The sequence below is a fragment of the Pseudomonas sp. SDT291_1_S447 genome (genome assembly GCF_054070155.1).
On sequence record NZ_JBSVXS010000011.1, the window covers coordinates 19,845 to 38,871 of the forward strand.

Consider the following 19,027-nt stretch of genomic DNA (forward strand, 5'->3'; position numbering starts at 1 on the left):
GATGGCAGTCGGGCGGGCACGATAGCATGCCGGCAGGCGGGAACATTGTCCCCGCTCAGAAAGCCGCCCATTTACGCGGCGGCGCTGTGAGCAGTTCTGTGCTTTTGCACCGTTAACGCCAGACCGTGGAGCATGTCGGTGATGCGGGCTGTTTCCTCGTCCAGATCGTTGAGGTCGACGCCGTTCAAGCTTGTCCTGCCAAGTGCGTGAGCATACTCATGGACCGTGTCGTTACTCGCCTCGATAGCCTGTGCAAGCCCGAGAATTTTCCCTTCGAATGCAAGCATTTTTTCGCTGGATTTTCCAGAGATGGCCTTAGTCGTTTCATTGACAATTTCCGGCAACGTCCATAACGCCGCGGCTCCGCTAGCGATGGCGCCGGCCGCTGCGGGAGGTAGTGAATTCAGGGTTTTCTTCACACCCGCCGACGTTAGTTGAGCGCCCGCCTCCTTCACCAACTTGAGTGCGGATTTTTTGTCGCGGGGAATCAAGCCCTGGAGTTTGGCGTTTAAATACTCAAGTGGCTGCATTTGTTTGTGTTGGGCTCTCTCGATAATAGTGTTCGCTGACACTTTGGAGGTTTTCAAATTGACCGACGCGCTCAGTCCGGTTCTTTCGGCCGCATAGTCGATGAGCGCGCTGACCCCGATTTTTGCGGCGAAGCCCATCCCTGCGCCTATCACGTTGCCGACACCGGGTGCCGCTGCGCCGAGTGCCTGAGCACCGACACCGACCGTTAGACCGACGCCATAACTGAGGGCTTTGCTTGCGACAAATACCAGCGTTCTGCGTGTTGTCGCCAAGGCAATGTCGCTGCCCGAACCCATTCTGTCGAGTTGCTTTGCGGCATCGCTTGCGCGGCGCTGGGTGATCCCGAGGATTTCAATGTGTTGCATCATCTGATCATTCATTTGGCGGGCCATACGCTTTTCTGCAAGGCGTTGTGCATTTTTGGCATAGCTCGTATTTTGCGAAGCGATGATGCGATCCGTTCCGGCATTGATCTCGTCCAAAAACGGCAACCTGGTTTCCCCGTTGACGTCGACATGGCCAATCGGATCGTTGCCGACGAAGGCGTAAAGATTCAGCCCATCCACTTCGCCTGCCGGGTCCGCGCTGATCCAGCGTTGCAGCCACGGCGCGTAATAGCGCGCGCCGTAGCAGTACAAACCGCTGATATCCATTTCCTTGCCGGAATAGCGGATAAACCGGTAACTGACTTCAACCACCGGGTCGGCCGCCATCCACGCCGTTGCGCCGAACGGGTAGTAGCCTTCCTGGCTGATGATCCGGGCACGTTGATCCAGTTCTATCGTGCATGAACCCAGATGGTCACCGAGGCTGTAGCGCAGTTGATTGTCTTCGATGTCTTCGGGTGGTTTTTTCGCCCAATGCAGGCAACGCGCACCGCCCACACTGATGACGTGCAGTTCTTCGCAGTTGTCCTTGGTGCGGATTTCCAGGCCCGGCAGGTAGCGCACCTGATGAAAGTGCACAGCGCTGTCGGTGTACGTTTCATGGCGTTTGAACACCCGCACGCCCTGGCTGTAACGGTAGTGTTCGGCGTCGTCATCAGTGCCGTCTCGGGCAATCAGCGTCACGCGTTGCAGCTCACCCCGTGCATTCCATTGCATGGCCTGTCCCGGTTGCAGGTTCTGCTGGTTGCCGTGGCGGTCGAACAGTGTGTCGAAGTCAGGCTCCGGATCATCCGGTTTCCAGCGCACGCCGCGATTGCTGACTGAATCAATGCGCATCTGCACGGTGCGGTTGGCGCCGGCCCGTACATGCACCAGTTTCTCCAGATTGCCGCCGGTGTCGTACGTGTAGGTCTGGGTGTAGTTGAGGCGGTTGTTGGGGTCGGTGGGTTTCGGCAGGTCGGGAATGTCCGAGAGCGGGCCGTCGTCGTAACCTCTGGCGCAGACCAGTCGGTACAGCGAGTCGTAGCTGAAATCACGGTGACCGTCGACCAGCTGGTTGGCGAAACAGACCGGCTGGAAGGCGTGGTCTTCGATGCGGGTAATGTTGCCGACGGGGTCGTAGAAGTATTCGAGGTCTTGCAGCACTGCGCCGGTGTCTTTGCGACTGGACTGAGTGTGCAGACGACCATCGGCCGGGTCGTAGGTCCAGCGACTGACGACAAGATTACCGGCCTGCTGCTCGATGATCTGGTCGGCGGCGTTGTACTGCGCATCAAGCAACACGGGCCGCCATTGGCTCTGGTCCTTGATCAACAGTTGTACCTGCCGAAGGTGCCCGGCCAGGCCATAACACGATTTCTGACGATGGCCGCCGGCATCGGTCTGCTCCAGCACGGCGCCCAACGGGCTGAACACACGACGGCTGGTGAAGCCTCGGCCATCGTCAAAGGTACGGATTTCGGCCAGCGGCTGGCCGGTGAGGGCGAAGCTGTCGGTGCGCAGGGTGCCCGAGTTGTCGTGTTGCTCCAGCAATTGTCCGCGTCGATTGAACCGGGGATCGGCGCTGGCATCGGCGTAGGTAAACACATCGACATCGGCCACGCCGTTTTCTTCGACGGCGACTACGCGCAACTGCTTATCGAAAGTCTTGCGCCAATGACTGTCGCGCTCGTCCCAGCGCTGCACCGGTTCGCCGGCCAGGCCCGGCAGGATCAGGCGCCAGCCGGCGTCAACGCTGGCGGTTTGCACCGGCTCGCCGTCCAGGCGATAGACCGTGGTCAGGCACGGCACCGGCAGGCGTGGATCCCACTGCGCGATCAAGTGGCCCGCTGCATTGTGATGCAGGCGGTTCGCAAGGGCACAGGGCGTGTCACTGGCAACCCTGCGCAGATAATCCAGTCTCTTCACGACTAATGTGCGCGAATCCCATGCACTGATTTGTGGAGTAGAAGCATGCACCAAGGCTGATCGCGCGTTCATGTCGTTATGCCGCTCGTTTCAATGTTTGGTCCGCAACATAAGTACGGTATCGGACGAGTATGGATCTGGCGTATTCGACGCTTCTCAATGCACTTTGTGTATCGGTTTTTATTGTCGAGTGACTGACCATTCTAGAGTCGGGGTCTGCCACGCGCCCTTGTGCGAGATCCATCAAGAAATCAGCAGTGTTTGCATACACCTGCTCGACGCCCAGCGCGTCAAGTGCAGCGTGGGCGGCTTTCGATGAAAGAATGATGGCGTCGCGCAAACTGTCGAGCATCGAGTCATAAGCGTCCATTTCAAAGCGGGTCAATAGCTGCTCAGCTTTGGTGGCGTCTTTCGACACCTTAAACAACTCGCCCAGTTCAGATACAGCGGGAAGCAGGGCACCGCCAACCCCGTCACGGCCGAAGCTGAACAAAGCCCTTATGTTCTCCGACCTTTCCTGCCATGTCGCTGGACTGACGGTGTAGCTGTCCATAGGGCTGGCAGAGGTGCCAGCGCTTTGAGCGCGCAGGGATTGCACATCAAGATCCGACTGTCGCGGCAAAATGGTTTGATTGAGAGACGATGCAACCCTGGCGTAGATAGAACTGGCCGCATCTGCGCTGGCATTACCCAGGCTCAACCCTTGCAACTCTCCCGGGATGCTGGCCGGGAGCGTACCGGTCGTGTTGTATCCGGCAGCGAATGCAACGATTGCCCGGCCGCTGAGATAGAGGAAGTTGCTCAGTATCTTCGGTCGAAAGCTTGCAGGAGAGGTCAAATCCCCCAACGCCTTCTGCACATCTCTCATGCTGCCTGGGATAACTGAAAGAAATTTCCTTTCTTGATCGATGATTCGTTTTTGCTCCGAGGGGGTCTTCGTCGTACCGCCATCATCGAAGTAGCGCAGTGGATTGTTTCCCACAAACCCATACAGATTCAGCCCATCCACATCCCCCGCCGGATCGGCACTGACCCAACGCTGCAACCACGGTGCGTAATAACGTGCGCCGTAGTAATACAAACCGCTGACGTCCATCTCCTTGCCGGAATAACGAATGAATTTGTAGCTGACTTCAATTGCCAATCCGGCGGCCATCCACGCGGTGGCACCGAACGGGTAGTAGCCTTCCTGGCTAACCACTTGCGCGTTTTGATCCAGTTCCATCACGCAGGACCCCAGATGGTCGTCGAGCCTGTAGTGCAGTTGATCAATGTCGATGTCCCGGGGCGGGCTCTTTGCCCAGTGCAGGCAGCGGGCACTGCCCACACTGATGACGTGCAGTTCTTCGCAGTTGTCCTTGGTGCGGATTTCCAGGCCCGGCAGGTAGCGCACCTGATGAAAGTGCACAGCGCTGTCGGTGTACGTTTCATGGCGTTTGAACACCCGCACGCCCTGGCTGTAACGGTAGTGTTCGGCGTCGTCATCAGTGCCGTCTCGGGCAATCAGCGTCACGCGTTGCAGCTCACCCCGTGCATTCCATTGCATGGCCTGTCCCGGTTGCAGGTTCTGCTGGTTGCCGTGGCGGTCGAACAGTGTGTCGAAGTCAGGCTCCGGATCATCCGGTTTCCAGCGCACGCCGCGATTGCTGACTGAATCAATGCGCATCTGCACGGTGCGGTTGGCGCCGGCCCGTACATGCACCAGTTTCTCCAGATTGCCGCCGGTGTCGTACGTGTAGGTCTGGGTGTAGTTGAGGCGGTTGTTGGGGTCGGTGGGTTTCGGCAGGTCGGGAATGTCCGAGAGCGGGCCGTCGTCGTAACCTCTGGCGCAGACCAGTCGGTACAGCGAGTCGTAGCTGAAATCACGGTGACCGTCGACCAGCTGGTTGGCGAAACAGACCGGCTGGAAGGCGTGGTCTTCGATGCGGGTAATGTTGCCGACGGGGTCGTAGAAGTATTCGAGGTCTTGCAGCACTGCGCCGGTGTCTTTGCGACTGGACTGAGTGTGCAGACGACCATCGGCCGGGTCGTAGGTCCAGCGACTGACGACAAGATTACCGGCCTGCTGCTCGATGATCTGGTCGGCGGCGTTGTACTGCGCATCAAGCAACACGGGCCGCCATTGGCTCTGGTCCTTGATCAACAGTTGTACCTGCCGAAGGTGCCCGGCCAGGCCATAACACGATTTCTGACGATGGCCGCCGGCATCGGTCTGCTCCAGCACGGCGCCCAACGGGCTGAACACACGACGGCTGGTGAAGCCTCGGCCATCGTCAAAGGTACGGATTTCGGCCAGCGGCTGGCCGGTGAGGGCGAAGCTGTCGGTGCGCAGGGTGCCCGAGTTGTCGTGTTGCTCCAGCAATTGTCCGCGTCGATTGAACCGGGGATCGGCGCTGGCATCGGCGTAGGTAAACACATCGACATCGGCCACGCCGTTTTCTTCGACGGCGACTACGCGCAACTGCTTATCGAAAGTCTTGCGCCAATGACTGTCGCGCTCGTCCCAGCGCTGCACCGGTTCGCCGGCCAGGCCCGGCAGGATCAGGCGCCAGCCGGCGTCAACGCTGTCCGTTTTCAACGGCTCGCCGTCCAGACGGTACACCGTGGTCAGGCACGGCACCGGCAGGCGTGGATCCCACTGTGCCGCCAACTGCCCGCTCGCGTTGTGCTGCTGACGGTTGACCAATGGCGTGGGTGTGTCCTGCGCCACAGTGCGCAAATAAACCACCTGACGAGCAGGCAGACCGCGGCCATCGTTCACCGAAAGCGCAGGCGTGCGCCAATCCAGTGAGCGGGTCATGACCGTGGCGATTCCGAACGGGTTGGCGGTTGCGCGGTGTCGTTGAAATCTTCGCTGGTGTGATACCAGGGATGGTGAGCCTCGCGGGAGATGTCGCCTCTGGCGTTGACCAGTTTGATCTGCTGGCCCAAGGCGTTGTAGTACACCCGATCGAAGTGGCCAAGGTTGCGCAGGGATTGATCGTTGACGTACCGATGGGTATCCGCGAAAAAAGCCCGGAACTGACGAACCGGCAATCCCTTGTTGTTGTACTCGACTCGTTCGCTGATGCGCCAGCGCGGGTTCGCCAGAACCTCGACGTACTGGCCATCTTCGACAACGAGTGAGCCATCTTCAACCTTGTACGCCATCCCCGGGTCCACCCGTTGCTGGGTTTGCAGTGCCCGGCCAAAGCCGTCGACACAGGCCTTGACGATCTGGATCTGCGCCGCGATCTCTTCATCGGGGTAGCGGTCGGCACTGAGCATCACGCTGTGTACCGGCTCGCGGTGGGCGGTGGTAATCGCCTCGAGCAAGGTCTTTTCGGTGCTGGTCAGATGGGTGCTTCGTGCCAGCCGCTGACGGGCACTGGCGCGAATATGGCCGCTGGGCAGCAGATAGCCTTGATTCACCCATTGCGCGGTGACAGCAACGCTGCCCATCCAGCTGAACAAATCTTTGCGAACGGTGCTGGCGGCCTTTTGCACAGCAGCCTGCGGATTGGCAATGGCCGGATCCGGGCGAAGATCTTCGGGTCGCCTGTATTCACTCAGGGGCCTGAATCCTGCGGCAATGCCATTTTCAGTGCCGTGAAAACTGGTGGCCAGTGGTTGCCGGGAAGGCGCGTAGATGACCTCTTCAATATTCTCGTTGGGGTCGGTGATGCTCAGTGGTTGCAGGGCGTGATAGTCGTAAGTGATGCGGGTGGTGCAGCCATCTGGCAATTCGACGCGGATGATCGCCAGGCCATAGTCGTCGTATTCAGCCCTGGTGTGGCCGTGGCTAGGGGTTTCACGGTAGCTCAGGACATCGTAGAAGCGATCCGGGCCGGCGTATTCGGCAAAGCCGAAGTGCGCCGAATACAGCGCCGGGTCAGCCCCGGCGGGGGCGGCCGGTTCAAACAGAAACGGCATCGCCGTATAACCGATTTTGCTCAATTCCGCATGGATGTTGAACGGCGGCGGCAGGATGCTATAGGCGTCCAGGGCAGTCTTGTCCAGTTGCGCCAGTTCCAGCGGCCCGGCCAGGGCCTCGAATTCGGCTTCACCGTCAGCCAGCGCTGTGCCGTCGAATTTCACGTAGCGCTGTATGGACTGGGTCGTCAGTACCCGTTCGGTGTTCCAGTGCGGCGAATCCTCATGGCGCGCCAGTTGCTCGAACGACACCTGTGCCGGGCTGAGGCCGCTTGGCAGTGTGCCTTTGGGCAAAACCAGGGCATTACCACGTTGCAGATACGGCAGGCCCAGCCGCCACTGCTGAGGATCAGTCAGGTCAATGTATTGCGCACGGGTTTCGTTCAGGTAAAACGACTGCTGTGCCTCGTCATGGGCATCGCGCCACCACTGTTGTTCATCTGGATCGGTAAAAGGCGGTGGGCTCTCTTCAGTCAGTCGGCGCGCATAGCTCACGGTCAGCGCCTGAGTCGGCGAACCGTATTCGTTCTGGCGCAGGCTGATCTCATGACGGCACAGCGGATCGTCGATAAACCGGTCGTACTGGTAGCTGATTTTTTCCAGCAGCAGTGGCAGCAAAACAGCGGCGGCGTACTGCCCCTGAGCGCGCACCTCGCGCACCCGATAACGCAGCTCTTCTACCACCAGAGGCGTGGCGATGCCCGGTGCGTCGCTGTCTGCGTCAGCATAGGTTTCGATACGGGCGACCGACCCTACCAACGCCCGGGCAATCTGGTATTCGGTATCGGCGTCATGCGGGGCGATTGACTGATCGAACTCCCCGTTGGGCGGGGTAAGGCTGAACAGGGTGCTGCCCAGGCCGATGGCGCCCTTGTCTTCATTGAAATAACGCTCACGGCGGCGATCCATCGATTGCCCGGTATGAAACCAGGTGCAGACCCGCACCGGCTGGGTGAAGCCTTCGTCGCCGTCGTCGGCGCTTTCGCTGTCGGTTTGCTGCAGCAGGCCGAAGCCACGAAACTCGCGTTCTTCACCGTCGTAAACGCCTTCGCGCCAGGTCAATAGCTGCGTCAGACAGTTACCGGTGATCTCATCCAGTTGCTGCTGCTGGACCACCACCGGCACTGCGAATGGCAAGTGCGAAACCGGCAGCTCTTTACGCTTGAGGATTTGCTGTTTTTCATCCAGCCACTCTTGAGCGGAACTGCGGTAGACCACACTGGCGTTGCAGCCCATGTTGTTGTTGCTGGCGGTCAACAGGTACGGTTTGACCGCGACGAAATCATAGCGCCAGTGCTGCGGCTTGATGTGCGGCACGGTCAGAATCAGGCTGGCACAACCCAAGCCCTGCAGGTCAGCGAAGCTCACCTGACACAGACGGTCATAGCGCACGCCTTCGGGCCAGGGCACGCTCACCGGTATCTGCTCAAGGCCATTGCCACCGCGGTTCAAATAGATTTCGAAGACATCGGATTTCAGATAGATCAGTGCCGGTGCGCCGGATCCATCAAGGTCGGCCAAACGGATCCGCGAAGAATCGAACTGCTCGTAGGTGAACGGCAGGTCACTGATCTTGCGACCTTCGCCAAACCTGCCGTGGCCAAGGTTGGGCCAGCAGCGGATTTCGTCATGGCGGATACGGCACAGCTCCGGCATGTCGCTGCCCAGCAAGTTGCCGAGCAGCACCAGTTCGGTCGGTGCGTTGCTGAAGATTGGCAAGCGGTCATCGGCCGGCCCATGCGGTACATCCTCGGCGGCGGCGAAGCCTGCTTCGCGGCGGTTGGCGTACAGGCGCACCGAGTTCGGACCGATCAGCGCAATCGAACTCAGACCATCACCGCTTAAATCGCCCAGTTGCACCAACGTGTTGAAAAACTCCAGCGGGAACGCAGTGAACGGGACGAAATCGGCGAAGTCTCGCTGCGCATTCAATGTACGGAAACCGCTGCTGCCTGGCTGGGCGGTGATCCAGTCGAGCCGCCCGTCACCGGTCAGGTCGCTAAGCATGTGCTGGACTGCACGATTACGGTCGGCCACTGGCGTCCGGTTCAGCGCCGTCCATGGGCCGTAGCCGATCTCATCACCTCCCGCCGCTGCTCGCAGCGGTTCGCGGTAGTACCACGCCTGGTCATAACGGCAGAGAAACCCCGGCAGACCCTCGCCGTACAGGTCGACGCATTGATAGAACCCGCCATCTTCGACGCCCGGCTGGTTATCTGCCTCAAGCAGGCGCTGAGGGTTTTTATTGATCTGGAAAGTGGAATAGTCGAACTCTACCGGTGGCGAGTGTTCGACCTGGCCGCTGGCATCGAAGCTTTGATAGTGCGCGGCGCTGATCTGGCTGTAGTCCCATTGCGTGATGTTTTGCGCAGTGCGGTATTCCAGCAGCAGACGTTGCGCTAGCAGCGGTTTTTCTCGCAGGTCGGCGGGGTTTTGATGAAACATCAGCACTTGCCGACAGAGCCGGCGCGTGCCGATTTCAAAGCCTTGACCGAACGTCGAAAAGGGATCCGGGCGTACCCGCCACGGACCGAGTGTGTCGCCGTCATACAGCGGGATTTCGCTCAGCGACGCCGTGCGCTCGCCGTAGTCGAAAATCAGCTGAAACTGCCAATCCAGCTCGGTCGGGTCTGGCACGGTCCAGGCGAACAACCGCTCGCTTGCCGTGAAGTTGCCGTAACACACCCGCTCCAGATAACGCTGCGCGCGGTAGTCGTGGGTCGGGTCGGGATCCTGATCATCGGCTTTGTAAACGAAGCAGATATGCTCGCCGTGGGCGTTCATGCTTTCGCAGAGCAGCCACGCCGCAATATTTTGCGGTTCATCCGGATCGGCACGGCGTGAGGCGGCGGTTTTGCCGTAGACGTGCAGCGAGCCATCAGCGCCATGTATCAGCCAAAACGTCGACGCGGCGTTTTCCGTGGTACGGGTCTGCAGTTGCCATTGCTCGCGCAGGGCAAAGTCGCTTTCAACGTGCGGCCAATAACGGACCACGCGGTGCGGGCCGATGCCCTTGCCGCCATAGGTCGATTCAAAGCGCGACTTGATCGTGCCGTCAGCTTCCAGCTCCGGCATCCACACCTCGCCATCGTGACCGATGATCTCATCGTGTTCGGTATAACGCGGCACACCCTTGGTGGTGCGCCGGCTGATCTGGCTGAGCCCCATGCCCCAGCCGATACCGAAGGACCCGTTACCGCTCTGGCTGCTGTACGTCAGCGACAATTGCGGCGCCAGACCCCATCCGCTCGAGAGAGGGATGGGCAGCTCGAAGGACGCTGCACCGGTCGGCCCCACGGCGCCCCAGCTTTTACCGATGGTGGCAATCGATGAACTCTTGACGATGGAGGGCGTAACGATGCTCAGGTCTTGTTCGGCCATGATTGCGTCCGGTGCACTTGCGGTGGCGTAAGTGAAACGACGCTATCAACAATTGCCACGGGCGTAACCTGTCAAACCTGACAGGTGCACAAGACCGATTTGTGTGGTTGTCCCGGCTTTTTATCGCCGAAGCAGTTATCTCCAATGCAATCGCAGGCACAAAAAAAGGCCGATCCGTCACATGACGGGTCGGCCTTCTTTTTACGGCTTCAGGCGTTTACTGCACTTCTACCGCCAGGCTTTCGCTGATCTTCTGTTGCCAGATCGCCGGGCCGGTGATGTGCACCGACTCACCCTTACTGTCCACCGCAACGGTGACCGGCATGTCTTTGACTTCGAACTCGTAGATCGCTTCCATGCCCAGTTCGGCAAACGCCAGCACTTTCGACTTCTTGATTGCCTGCGCCACCAGGTAAGCCGCGCCGCCGACAGCCATCAGGTACACGGCTTTGTTGTCCTTGATCGCTTCGATCGCAGTCGGACCGCGCTCGGATTTGCCGATCATGCCCAACAGGCCGGTCTGCTCAAGGATCTGCCGGGTGAACTTGTCCATCCGCGTCGCGGTGGTCGGGCCCGCCGGGCCAACCACTTCGTCACCGACCGGATCAACCGGGCCGACGTAGTAGATGAAGCGACCCTTGAGGTCTACCGGCAGGGTTTCACCCTTGTTGAGCATCTCGACCATGCGCTTGTGCGCCGCGTCGCGACCGGTGAGCATTTTGCCGTTGAGCAGGACGGTTTCGCCCGGCTTCCAGCTCTGCACGTCTTCCGGGGTCAGGGTGTCGAGGTTGACGCGACGCGCCGACGGGCCAGCTTCCCAGACGATTTCCGGGTAGGCGTCCAGCGGTGGCGCTTCCAGCGAAGCCGGGCCGGAACCGTCGAGCACAAAGTGCGCGTGACGGGTGGCGGCGCAGTTCGGGATCATGCACACCGGCAGCGAGGCTGCGTGAGTCGGGTAGTCCATGATTTTTACGTCGAGCACGGTGGTCAGGCCACCGAGGCCCTGGGCGCCGATGCCCAACTGGTTGACCTTCTCGAACAGCTCCAGACGCATTTCTTCGATGCGGTTCTGCGGGCCACGGGCTTTCAGCTCGTGAATGTCGATGGATTCCATCAACACTTCCTTGGCCATGACCGCGGCTTTCTCGGCGGTGCCGCCGATGCCGATACCGAGCATGCCCGGTGGGCACCAGCCGGCGCCCATGGTCGGAACGGTCTTCAGCACCCAGTCAACGATCGAGTCGGACGGGTTGAGCATGGCCATTTTCGACTTGTTTTCGGAACCGCCGCCCTTGGCCGCCACGTCCACTTCCACGGTGTTGCCCGGGACGATGGAGTAGTGAATCACGGCAGGGGTGTTGTCCTTGGTGTTTTTCCGAGCACCCGCCGGGTCGGCGAGGATCGAGGCACGCAGGACGTTTTCCGGCAGGTTGTAGGCGCGACGCACGCCTTCGTTGATCATGTCGTCCAGGCCCATGGTGGCGCCATCCCAACGTACGTCCATGCCGACGCGCACGAACACGGTGACGATACCGGTGTCCTGGCAGATCGGGCGGTGGCCGGTGGCGCACATGCGCGAGTTGATCAGGATCTGCGCCATCGAGTCACGGGCCGCTGGCGATTCTTCGCGCAGGTAGGCTTCGTGCATCGCCTGGATGAAATCCACGGGGTGGTAATAGGAAATGAACTGCAGGGCGTCGGCAACGCTCTGAATCAGGTCGTCTTGCTTGATCACGGTCATGAGTCGCGCTCCTCTAAAAGACGGGAACATTCTATGGGGCAGCTACAGGCTTCAAGCTTTCAGCGGCAAGTTGGAGCAGTACGCGGACTGCTTGAGCTAGCGGCTGGAAGCTTGCAACTTGAAGCTGGCCCTTGGGGCCGGGCACGCCGGGGATGCTGGCGCGACGCTAAAAAGGCGCGGCAGTATACCGCGCCTCGGTGGGGCATACACGCGCCGGCAGTCATTCGTTGGTCGCATGGATGGGCGAATATCGGACAGCGGGTTTGCACTTCAAGAGCTACCCCCTCACCCCAGCCCTCTCCCCCAGAGGGGGCGAGGGGGAAAGGGAGCTGATCTGCGCAGTCTTTGAAACCTCAGTTCGGCTTGGGGAAAGGGAGCTGATCTGCGCAGTCTTCGAAACCTCGGTTCGACTCAGGAAAGGGAGCTGATCTTCATGCTGTTCAAACCTGGGTTCGGTTGGGGAAAACGCGTTGATCCTGATGTAGTTCAGACCTGAGTGCGGCGTGGTATTTCAGGTCGGCGTATCTCCAACAATCGACTCGATCAGTCCCCTCTCCCTCTGGGAGAGGGTTAGGGTGAGGGGCTTTTGGCGGCACACGCAGGCCACACTTTTGACGTCAAATTTCGAGCCCGAAAATCGGTGGTCATTTATCGACTACGCCACTAAAGTGGCAGCCGGTCTGTAGAGTAGGACACTCGGTCAGCCTCTTATCGCACGGTGAGTCAACGATTGACCCATAACGCCATTCAACGTCTTTTGCTTAAACGTTTCGCCCTTGCTGCGGCCACCTACGGATTGGCTTTGCTGCTGCTGTGGCTGGCGTTTTTCGCCGGTCATTACGGCCAGTCCCTGAGTTCCGTGGCCATCGGCAGCGCGCTGGTGGTGATCAGTCAGGCGACGCTGTTCGCAATGTTCTGGAGCGGGCGCAATCAACGCTTTGCCGACCCCAGCCTGACCGAAGTGCAAGTGCTGCTCGGACTGGGCTGGCAGACCTGGCTGATCGCGCATCTGGATGAAGCCCGTGGCGCCTTTCTGGTGTTCTACGTAATGATTCTGCTGTTCGGCCTGTTCCATCTCAGTCGGCGGGCCTTCATCCGCTGTGCCTTGCTGGTGTTCTTCAGTTTCTGCGCGATCACGCTGTGGGACGGTTATCACTTCCTCTTGGCTGACCCTGCGCTCGCCGCCTTGCAGGTGTGCATTCTGGCGATGGTGCTGGCGTGGCTGGTGCTTTACGCACGCTTCGTTCAAGTCTCGCGGCAACGCCAGCGCCAGCGCCGGTTTGCCTTGCAGGCGCATCAGGACACCCTGCGCGGGATGATGCGTCAGCTCGAAGACCTGGTCGCCACCGACGAATTGACCGGGTTGTTCAATCGCCGGCACTTTCTGCGCCTCGCCTCGCGTGAACTGAATGCCATGGACAACGACGTGGTGCACGGCCTGGCGTTGATCGATCTCGATCATTTCAAACGCATCAATGATCTGCACGGTCATGCTGCCGGCGATCAGGTGCTGCAGGCGTTCGCCGGCGTTGCGCAGGCGTGTCTGCGCGACGGCGATGTATTGGCGCGTTATGGTGGCGAGGAATTCGTGGTGCTGCTGCCCGATTGCAATGCCGAACGCTTGACCGCTTGCTGCGAGCGTCTGCGCATCGCCTTCACCGATGTCGAACTGGTGGGGCTGAGCGTGCGCAACCTCAGTCTGTCGGCGGGCATGACCCTGCTGGAACTGGGTGATGACCTCGACGACGCCTTGCAGCGTGCCGATCAGGCGCTGTACCGAGCCAAACGTGACGGGCGCAATCGATGTGCCGCGGCGTGGGAGAACGTCGATGCCTGAACTTCGCGTCGGTGAACAGCAATGGTCAGTGGCGGCGGGCAGCAACCTGCTCGATGCCCTCAATCAGCGGGGTGTCGCCGTGCCCTACAGCTGCCGCGCCGGCAGTTGTCATGCGTGTCTGGTGCAATGCGTGCAAGGTCTTCCGGCGGATAACCGTCCGGATGCGTTGAGCGCTGAACAGCGGCAACAGGGCTGGCGACTGGCCTGTCAGTGTCAGGTAACCGAAGACTTGCAGGTGCACACCTTCGATCCGCTGACCGACGGTCGCCCGGCCGTGGTCGAGGCGCTCGACTGGCTGAGCGACGGCGTGTTGCGTTTGCGCCTGACCCCACAGCGGCCGCTGCGCTACAGTGCCGGGCAACATCTGGTGTTGTGGATCAATCACATCGCCCGGCCATATTCGCTGGCAAGCCTGCCGGAAGAGGACCGCTTTCTCGAATTCCACCTCGATTGCCGCCAGCCCGGCGAATTCAGCGATGCCGCGCGGCGCTTGCAGATCGGCGACGCGATCCGCCTCGGCGAGCTGCGTGGCGGCGCCTTGCATTACGACCCTGACTGGCACAACCGACCGCTGTGGTTGCTCGCCGCCGGCACCGGTCTGGGGCCGTTGTTCGGTGTCCTGCGCGAAGCCTTGCGTCAGGATCATCAGGGCGCCATTCGTGTCATTCACGTGGCCCATGACGCTGACGCGCACTACCTGGCCAAACCTTTGGCGGCACTGGCCGCGCAACGCGAAAACCTCAGCGTCGAGCTGTGGACGGCGGCCGAGTCAGCCGCCGCTTTGGCGCAACTGCGCCTTGTTTCCCGGCAAACCCTGGCCTTAGTCTGCGGCTCGACGGCCAGTGTCGACGCCTTTGCAAGGCGCCTGTATCTGGCCGGATTGCCGCGCAATCAACTGCTGGCCGATGTGTTTTTGAGCCGTGGTTGAGCGCTGATCTTTCAGACGCGAGACCGACCATGACCGAAGCCATCCTGCTGGAGCGCGAACGCGGTTTACTGACCCTGCGCCTCAACCGCCCGGAGAAGAAAAACGCCCTGACCCGCGCCATGTACAGCCGTCTCGCCGAGGCGTTGAAACAGGCTGACAACGACTCTGAAATCAACGCCGTGCTGATCACTGGCAGCGCTGAATGCTTCACGGCCGGCAACGACATCGCGGACTTCATTCAGCAGCCGCCGAGCGACCTCGACAGCCCGGTGTTTCACTTCATGCTCAATTTGCTGGAGTGCCGCAAACCGGTGATCGCTGCCGTGGCCGGTGCAGCGGTGGGCATTGGCACGACATTGCTGCTGCACTGTGATCTGGTTTACGTGGCCCGCGATGCGCGCTTGCGCATGCCGTTCGTCAATCTCGGTTTATGCCCAGAGTTCGGCTCCAGCCTGATCCTGCCGCGTTTGCTTGGGCAGGCCAAAGCAGCAGAGTTGTTGTTGCTCGGCGAAGGATTCAGCGGTGAACAGGCTGCGCAGTGGGGAATTGCGACCGAAGCGTTGGGTAGCGGCGATGCGGCGCTAAGCAAGGCGCGGGAAATGGCGCTGCGTTTCGATGAGTTGCCGGCCGAAGCGGTGCGTATCAGCAAGCAATTGATGAAGGCGCCGGATCGTGAGTTGATCCGTAGGGTGATCGAAGAGGAGGGCGTGCTGTTCACCCAACGGCTGCGCTCGCCGGAAGCATTGGCGGCGTTGAGCGGATTCATCAAACGGGACTGAGTCGGTGCTGATGGGGCTGACTTTTTTCGCGAGCAGGCGCGGCGAAAAATCGTCGAACCTGCTCAAGTAGCGGTCACGCAATGCTCTCCCATTAGTGTCAGGCTGGGTTAGCTCAAATAGCGCAGGATCACGCCCTGAGCGTTACCGTCGGCGTACCGAACCCCGGCCACGACGATTTTTCCGTCACTCTGCAACGTCAGTGCATTGAAAGTGGTCGTGCCGTTGACCTGAGTGCTTGCCCAACCTCGCCCGTGGAATGTCTCGTCCAGCTTGCCGTCGCTCAGTAAGCGCGCCACTGCGCCTGGCGATGTCTGGTCCGCAGGTTTGATGGCGCCGCACAACACGATTTTTCCATCGGGTTGCATCGCACCTGCTGTCCAGTAGGTGATGTGTTGGCCCAGTTGGGTGAGCAACGGTTTCGCACCATTGAACTGAATGTTGTACTTTCCATCCGGTTCGAGGCTGATCAGAAGACCTTGTCCATCATCGGTTGCACCGATCCCCAGTAGGCGATTGTTCGGCTGGCCAATGACCGAGTTGAGTTGACCGAATTCGGAAAAGTCCTGTGCCGGGGTGAAGAACCCACCTGTACCGAAGCGAGGATCAGGTTGTCCGTCGCGTGTGTAACGCGCCATCAATGGCACTCCTGACAGGGCCGATGGCTGGAGGCTGCCCGCCACAACGATCGTCCCGTCCTTATCAATAAATCCACTGCGCAGTTTTACGAGGGTCTGATCGGCTCCGGGATAAATGACCTGGACATAACCTTTCTGATTGAACGAGGTGTCGAGCGAGCCGTTGCTGTTGAGCAGAAACAGATAAGCACGGGTATCTGCCTGGTGAGTGACGACATAGGTGCGAACCACCAGGATTTTTCCATCGTCCAGTGGTACGACGCTCGTCAATGAGTCCTGGCTTTCATTCATGTCAGATGCGGCACTCTGGACTGAGTCTTCGGCAGCGTCCGGCATTCTGAGAATCACGTAACCATCGTCGCCACCGAATTCGAGGTCGCGCGTGCCATCCGAGGTGAATCTGGCCAATGCTGGAACTGACTGGCCAAGCACCCGCCCGACAAGCAGGATTTTTCCGTCAGGCAGCACAGTGATCGAAGTACCGGCGGATTGCGTACGTACTAAAAAATTGCCGCTGGTGACGCCATTCTCCCCAAAGTCAGGATCAAGCGTGCCATCAGGTTTCAAGCAACCTGACAGGTACATTGAATCGGCAGCGCTCGCGCGCACCTCTCCTGTGAAATAAAGACGTTCGGCTGTAGAGGGATATTGCGCCTGGATGCCATTCAGGATCGATTGACGTCCCAAGTGGGGGAGGTCAAGTAAAAAAATCCCGGCGTCTGCGAAATCCTTATCAAGTGCAACGTCGTCCTGCGCTAACCGTTTCGAGTCATTCATGCCGCTCTCCTTGAGTGGATGGGTGCGACTCGATTAGCTGCCGAACAAGGTTCGCGGTCTACTGTCAGGTCTGACAGTAGACGCCAGCCTCACCTTTGTGTTTCGCCCATAAAAAAGCCCCGGCACTCACATGCCGGGGCTTTGGTTTTTCAGCGCGTCACTCAGACCTGCGGGTCGCCCACGTGCAGGATCTTCATGCCGTTGGTGCCGCCGGTGGTGTGGTAGCTGTCGCCCTTGGTCAGGATGACCCAGTCGCCTTTTTCCACAACGCCGCGCTTGACCAGTTCGTCGATGGCTTTCTGGCTGACTTCGTGCGGTTCCAGCGAAGCCGGATCGAACGGCACGGTGTACACGCCACGGAACATCGCTGCACGCGCCTGCGTTTCGCGGTGCGGCGAGAACGCGTAGATCGGCACCGAAGAACGGATACGCGACATGATCAGCGGGGTGTAGCCACTTTCGGTCAGCGCGATGATCGCTTTGACGCCCGGGAAGTGGTTGGCGGTGTACATGGTCGCCAGCGCGATGCTTTCGTCGCAGCGGGTGAATTCCTTGCCGATGCGGTGGCTGGAGGTTTTACCGGTCGGGTGCTTTTCAGCGCCGACGCAGATGCGCGCCATCGCTTGAACCGCTTCCAGCGGGTACAGCCCGGCAGCGGATTCAGCCGACAACATCACCGCGTCGGTGTAGTCGAGCACGGCGTTGGCCACGTCGGACACTTCGGCGCGGGTTGGCATCGGGTTCTGGATCATCGACTCCATCATCTGGGTCGCGACGATCACAGCCTTGTTGTGGCGGCGTGCGTGCAGAATGATTTTCTTCTGAATGCCCACCAGCTCGGCATCGCCGATTTCCACACCGAGGTCACCACGGGCAACCATCACCGCGTCGGACGCCTTGATCAGACCGTCGAGGGTTTCGTCATCGGCCACGGCTTCAGCGCGTTCGATCTTCGCCACCAGCCAGGCAGTGCCGCCGGCTTCGTCGCGCAGTTGACGGGCGTACTCCATGTCGGCAGCGTCACGCGGGAAGGACACCGCGAGGTAGTCGACTTCCATTTCTGCGGCGAGTTTGATGTCGGCCTTGTCTTTTTCAGTCAGGGCCGGTGCGGTCAGGCCGCCACCGCGACGGTTGATGCCTTTGTGGTCGGACAGCGGGCCGCCGATGGTCACGGTGCAATGCAGTTCGGTGGCGGTGGCGGTATCAACGCGCATCACCACACGGCCGTCGTCGAGCAGCAGCTCGTCGCCCACGCCGCAGTCCTTGACCAGATCCGGGTAGTCGATGCCGACCACTTGCTGGTTGCCTTCGGTCAGAGGATGGCTGGTGGAGAAGGTGAACTGGTCACCGATCTTCAGCTCGATCTTCTTGTTGGCGAATTTGGCGATACGGATTTTCGGGCCTTGCAGGTCACCGAGCAGGGCGACAAAGCGGCCGTGCTTGGCAGCGAGGTCACGCACCAGCTTCGCGCGAGCCTTGTGCTCGTCGGGGGTGCCGTGGGAGAAGTTCAGACGGGCAACGTCCAGACCAGCCAGAATCAGCTGTTCGAGAACTTCCGGCGAGTTACTGGCCGGGCCAAGGGTAGCGACGATTTTGGTACGACGGACGGACATGCAAAGACTCCTGAGTTCAAGCGCTAGCGAAGGCTACTATGCTCTTGGGGTGTAGTCATTGTTCGAATGCACTACTTATTGTTTTCTTTATTGAACACGACGATTGGCGCAAACACTTCTGAAGATTTCTCGGCAAGGGTCGATAAAGAGCACAAGACAGGAGAACCCTCATGCGATTCGTACCCATTGCCGCCCTTGCCCTCAGCGTCCTCGCCGTGACGGGCTGCACCCGTTGGTCGATGAACCATCATTTGAACAACGCCTACAGCGCCTACGACCGTGGCAACTGCGAGCAGGTCATGCTCGAACTGTCCAAGGTCGAACGCGCCAGCCGTGCCCGCCCGTATGTGTGGCCGGAAGTGTCGATGATGCGCGGCCAGTGCCTGGAGCGGCAAAAGATGTTTGTCGATGCGGCGCAGACCTACCAGTTCATCATCGCCTCATACCCGAACAGCGAATACGCCTACCGCGCCCGCGCGCGTCTGGAAACCTTGCAGAGCCTGGGCCATTACCCGACGCGCAGCGCTGCTGCCGTGGTGCGCCCGACCCGCTTCTGATGACAGTTGTCATACAAAATCTGGCCGTGTGTACAAGCTGAG

10 protein-coding genes are annotated in these 19,027 nt (G+C 60.0%); 4 read left to right on the plus strand and 6 right to left on the minus strand.

The annotated features are described in order from the left end of the window. Window positions 1-71: 71 nt before the first annotated feature. From ACW9IR_RS06200 to ACW9IR_RS06215, 4 genes are all read right to left on the minus strand, one after another. On the minus strand, window positions 72-2,738 hold the full coding sequence (locus ACW9IR_RS06200; protein WP_457462202.1) for an RHS repeat-associated core domain-containing protein: 2,667 nt from the start codon (window positions 2,736-2,738) through the stop codon (window positions 72-74). A 163-nt stretch (window positions 2,739-2,901) separates the two neighbouring features. Then, window positions 2,902-5,625 (minus strand): RHS repeat-associated core domain-containing protein, encoded by a 2,724-nt coding sequence (locus tag ACW9IR_RS06205; protein ID WP_457462204.1) that lies wholly within the window; start codon window positions 5,623-5,625, stop codon window positions 2,902-2,904. Next, on the minus strand, window positions 5,622-10,118 hold the full coding sequence (locus ACW9IR_RS06210; protein WP_457462206.1) for a SpvB/TcaC N-terminal domain-containing protein: 4,497 nt from the start codon (window positions 10,116-10,118) through the stop codon (window positions 5,622-5,624). Before ACW9IR_RS06210 ends, ACW9IR_RS06205 begins: the two co-directional genes overlap by 4 nt. Window positions 10,119-10,335: 217 nt before the next feature. Further along, on the minus strand, window positions 10,336-11,859 hold the full coding sequence (locus tag ACW9IR_RS06215) for a fumarate hydratase (protein WP_007916251.1): 1,524 nt from the start codon (window positions 11,857-11,859) through the stop codon (window positions 10,336-10,338). Between the two features lie 730 nt (window positions 11,860-12,589). Here ACW9IR_RS06215 and ACW9IR_RS06220 point away from each other — a divergent pair. Genes ACW9IR_RS06220 through ACW9IR_RS06230 form a run of 3 tightly spaced genes read left to right on the plus strand, consistent with a single transcriptional unit; the run spans window position 12,590 to window position 15,403 of the window. Next, complete coding sequence (locus ACW9IR_RS06220) at window positions 12,590-13,696, plus strand: GGDEF domain-containing protein (protein WP_110718830.1); 1,107 nt, start codon at window positions 12,590-12,592, stop codon at window positions 13,694-13,696. Continuing rightward, window positions 13,689-14,624: an iron-sulfur-binding ferredoxin reductase gene (locus ACW9IR_RS06225; protein ID WP_095121349.1), complete on the plus strand. Its 936-nt coding sequence runs from the start codon at window positions 13,689-13,691 to the stop codon at window positions 14,622-14,624. Before ACW9IR_RS06220 ends, ACW9IR_RS06225 begins: the two co-directional genes overlap by 8 nt. 29 nt (window positions 14,625-14,653) lie before the next feature. Beyond that, window positions 14,654-15,403: an enoyl-CoA hydratase-related protein gene (locus ACW9IR_RS06230; protein WP_110718829.1), complete on the plus strand. Its 750-nt coding sequence runs from the start codon at window positions 14,654-14,656 to the stop codon at window positions 15,401-15,403. Between the two features lie 107 nt (window positions 15,404-15,510). Here the strand turns inward: ACW9IR_RS06230 and ACW9IR_RS06235 are convergent, their stop codons facing one another. Both ACW9IR_RS06235 and pyk read right to left on the minus strand, forming a co-directional pair. Beyond that, window positions 15,511-16,815, minus strand: coding sequence for a hypothetical protein (locus ACW9IR_RS06235; RefSeq protein WP_457462210.1), 1,305 nt, complete (start codon window positions 16,813-16,815; stop codon window positions 15,511-15,513). A 161-nt stretch (window positions 16,816-16,976) separates the two neighbouring features. Further along, window positions 16,977-18,428 carry a pyruvate kinase gene (gene pyk, locus ACW9IR_RS06240; RefSeq protein ID WP_077574310.1) on the minus strand — a complete coding sequence of 484 codons (1,452 nt, stop codon included), beginning with the start codon at window positions 18,426-18,428 and terminating at the stop codon, window positions 16,977-16,979. 170 nt (window positions 18,429-18,598) lie between these two features. Between pyk and ACW9IR_RS06245 the strand changes: the two genes are divergently transcribed. Further along, window positions 18,599-18,985: a tetratricopeptide repeat protein gene (locus ACW9IR_RS06245; RefSeq protein ID WP_007951249.1), complete on the plus strand. Its 387-nt coding sequence runs from the start codon at window positions 18,599-18,601 to the stop codon at window positions 18,983-18,985. Window positions 18,986-19,027: the final 42 nt, after the last annotated feature.

Coding starts and splice junctions, on each gene's coding strand:
- ACW9IR_RS06205 (WP_457462204.1), bottom strand. CDS start 5,625: ATGACCCGCTCACTGGATTGGCGCACGCCTGCGCTTTCGGTGAACGAT.
- ACW9IR_RS06210 (WP_457462206.1), bottom strand. CDS start 10,118: ATGGCCGAACAAGACCTGAGCATCGTTACGCCCTCCATCGTCAAGAGT.
- ACW9IR_RS06215 (WP_007916251.1), bottom strand. CDS start 11,859: ATGACCGTGATCAAGCAAGACGACCTGATTCAGAGCGTTGCCGACGCC.
- ACW9IR_RS06225 (WP_095121349.1), top strand. CDS start 13,689: ATGCCTGAACTTCGCGTCGGTGAACAGCAATGGTCAGTGGCGGCGGGC.
- ACW9IR_RS06230 (WP_110718829.1), top strand. CDS start 14,654: ATGACCGAAGCCATCCTGCTGGAGCGCGAACGCGGTTTACTGACCCTG.
- ACW9IR_RS06235 (WP_457462210.1), bottom strand. CDS start 16,815: ATGAATGACTCGAAACGGTTAGCGCAGGACGACGTTGCACTTGATAAG.
- pyk (WP_077574310.1), bottom strand. CDS start 18,428: ATGTCCGTCCGTCGTACCAAAATCGTCGCTACCCTTGGCCCGGCCAGT.
- ACW9IR_RS06245 (WP_007951249.1), top strand. CDS start 18,599: ATGCGATTCGTACCCATTGCCGCCCTTGCCCTCAGCGTCCTCGCCGTG.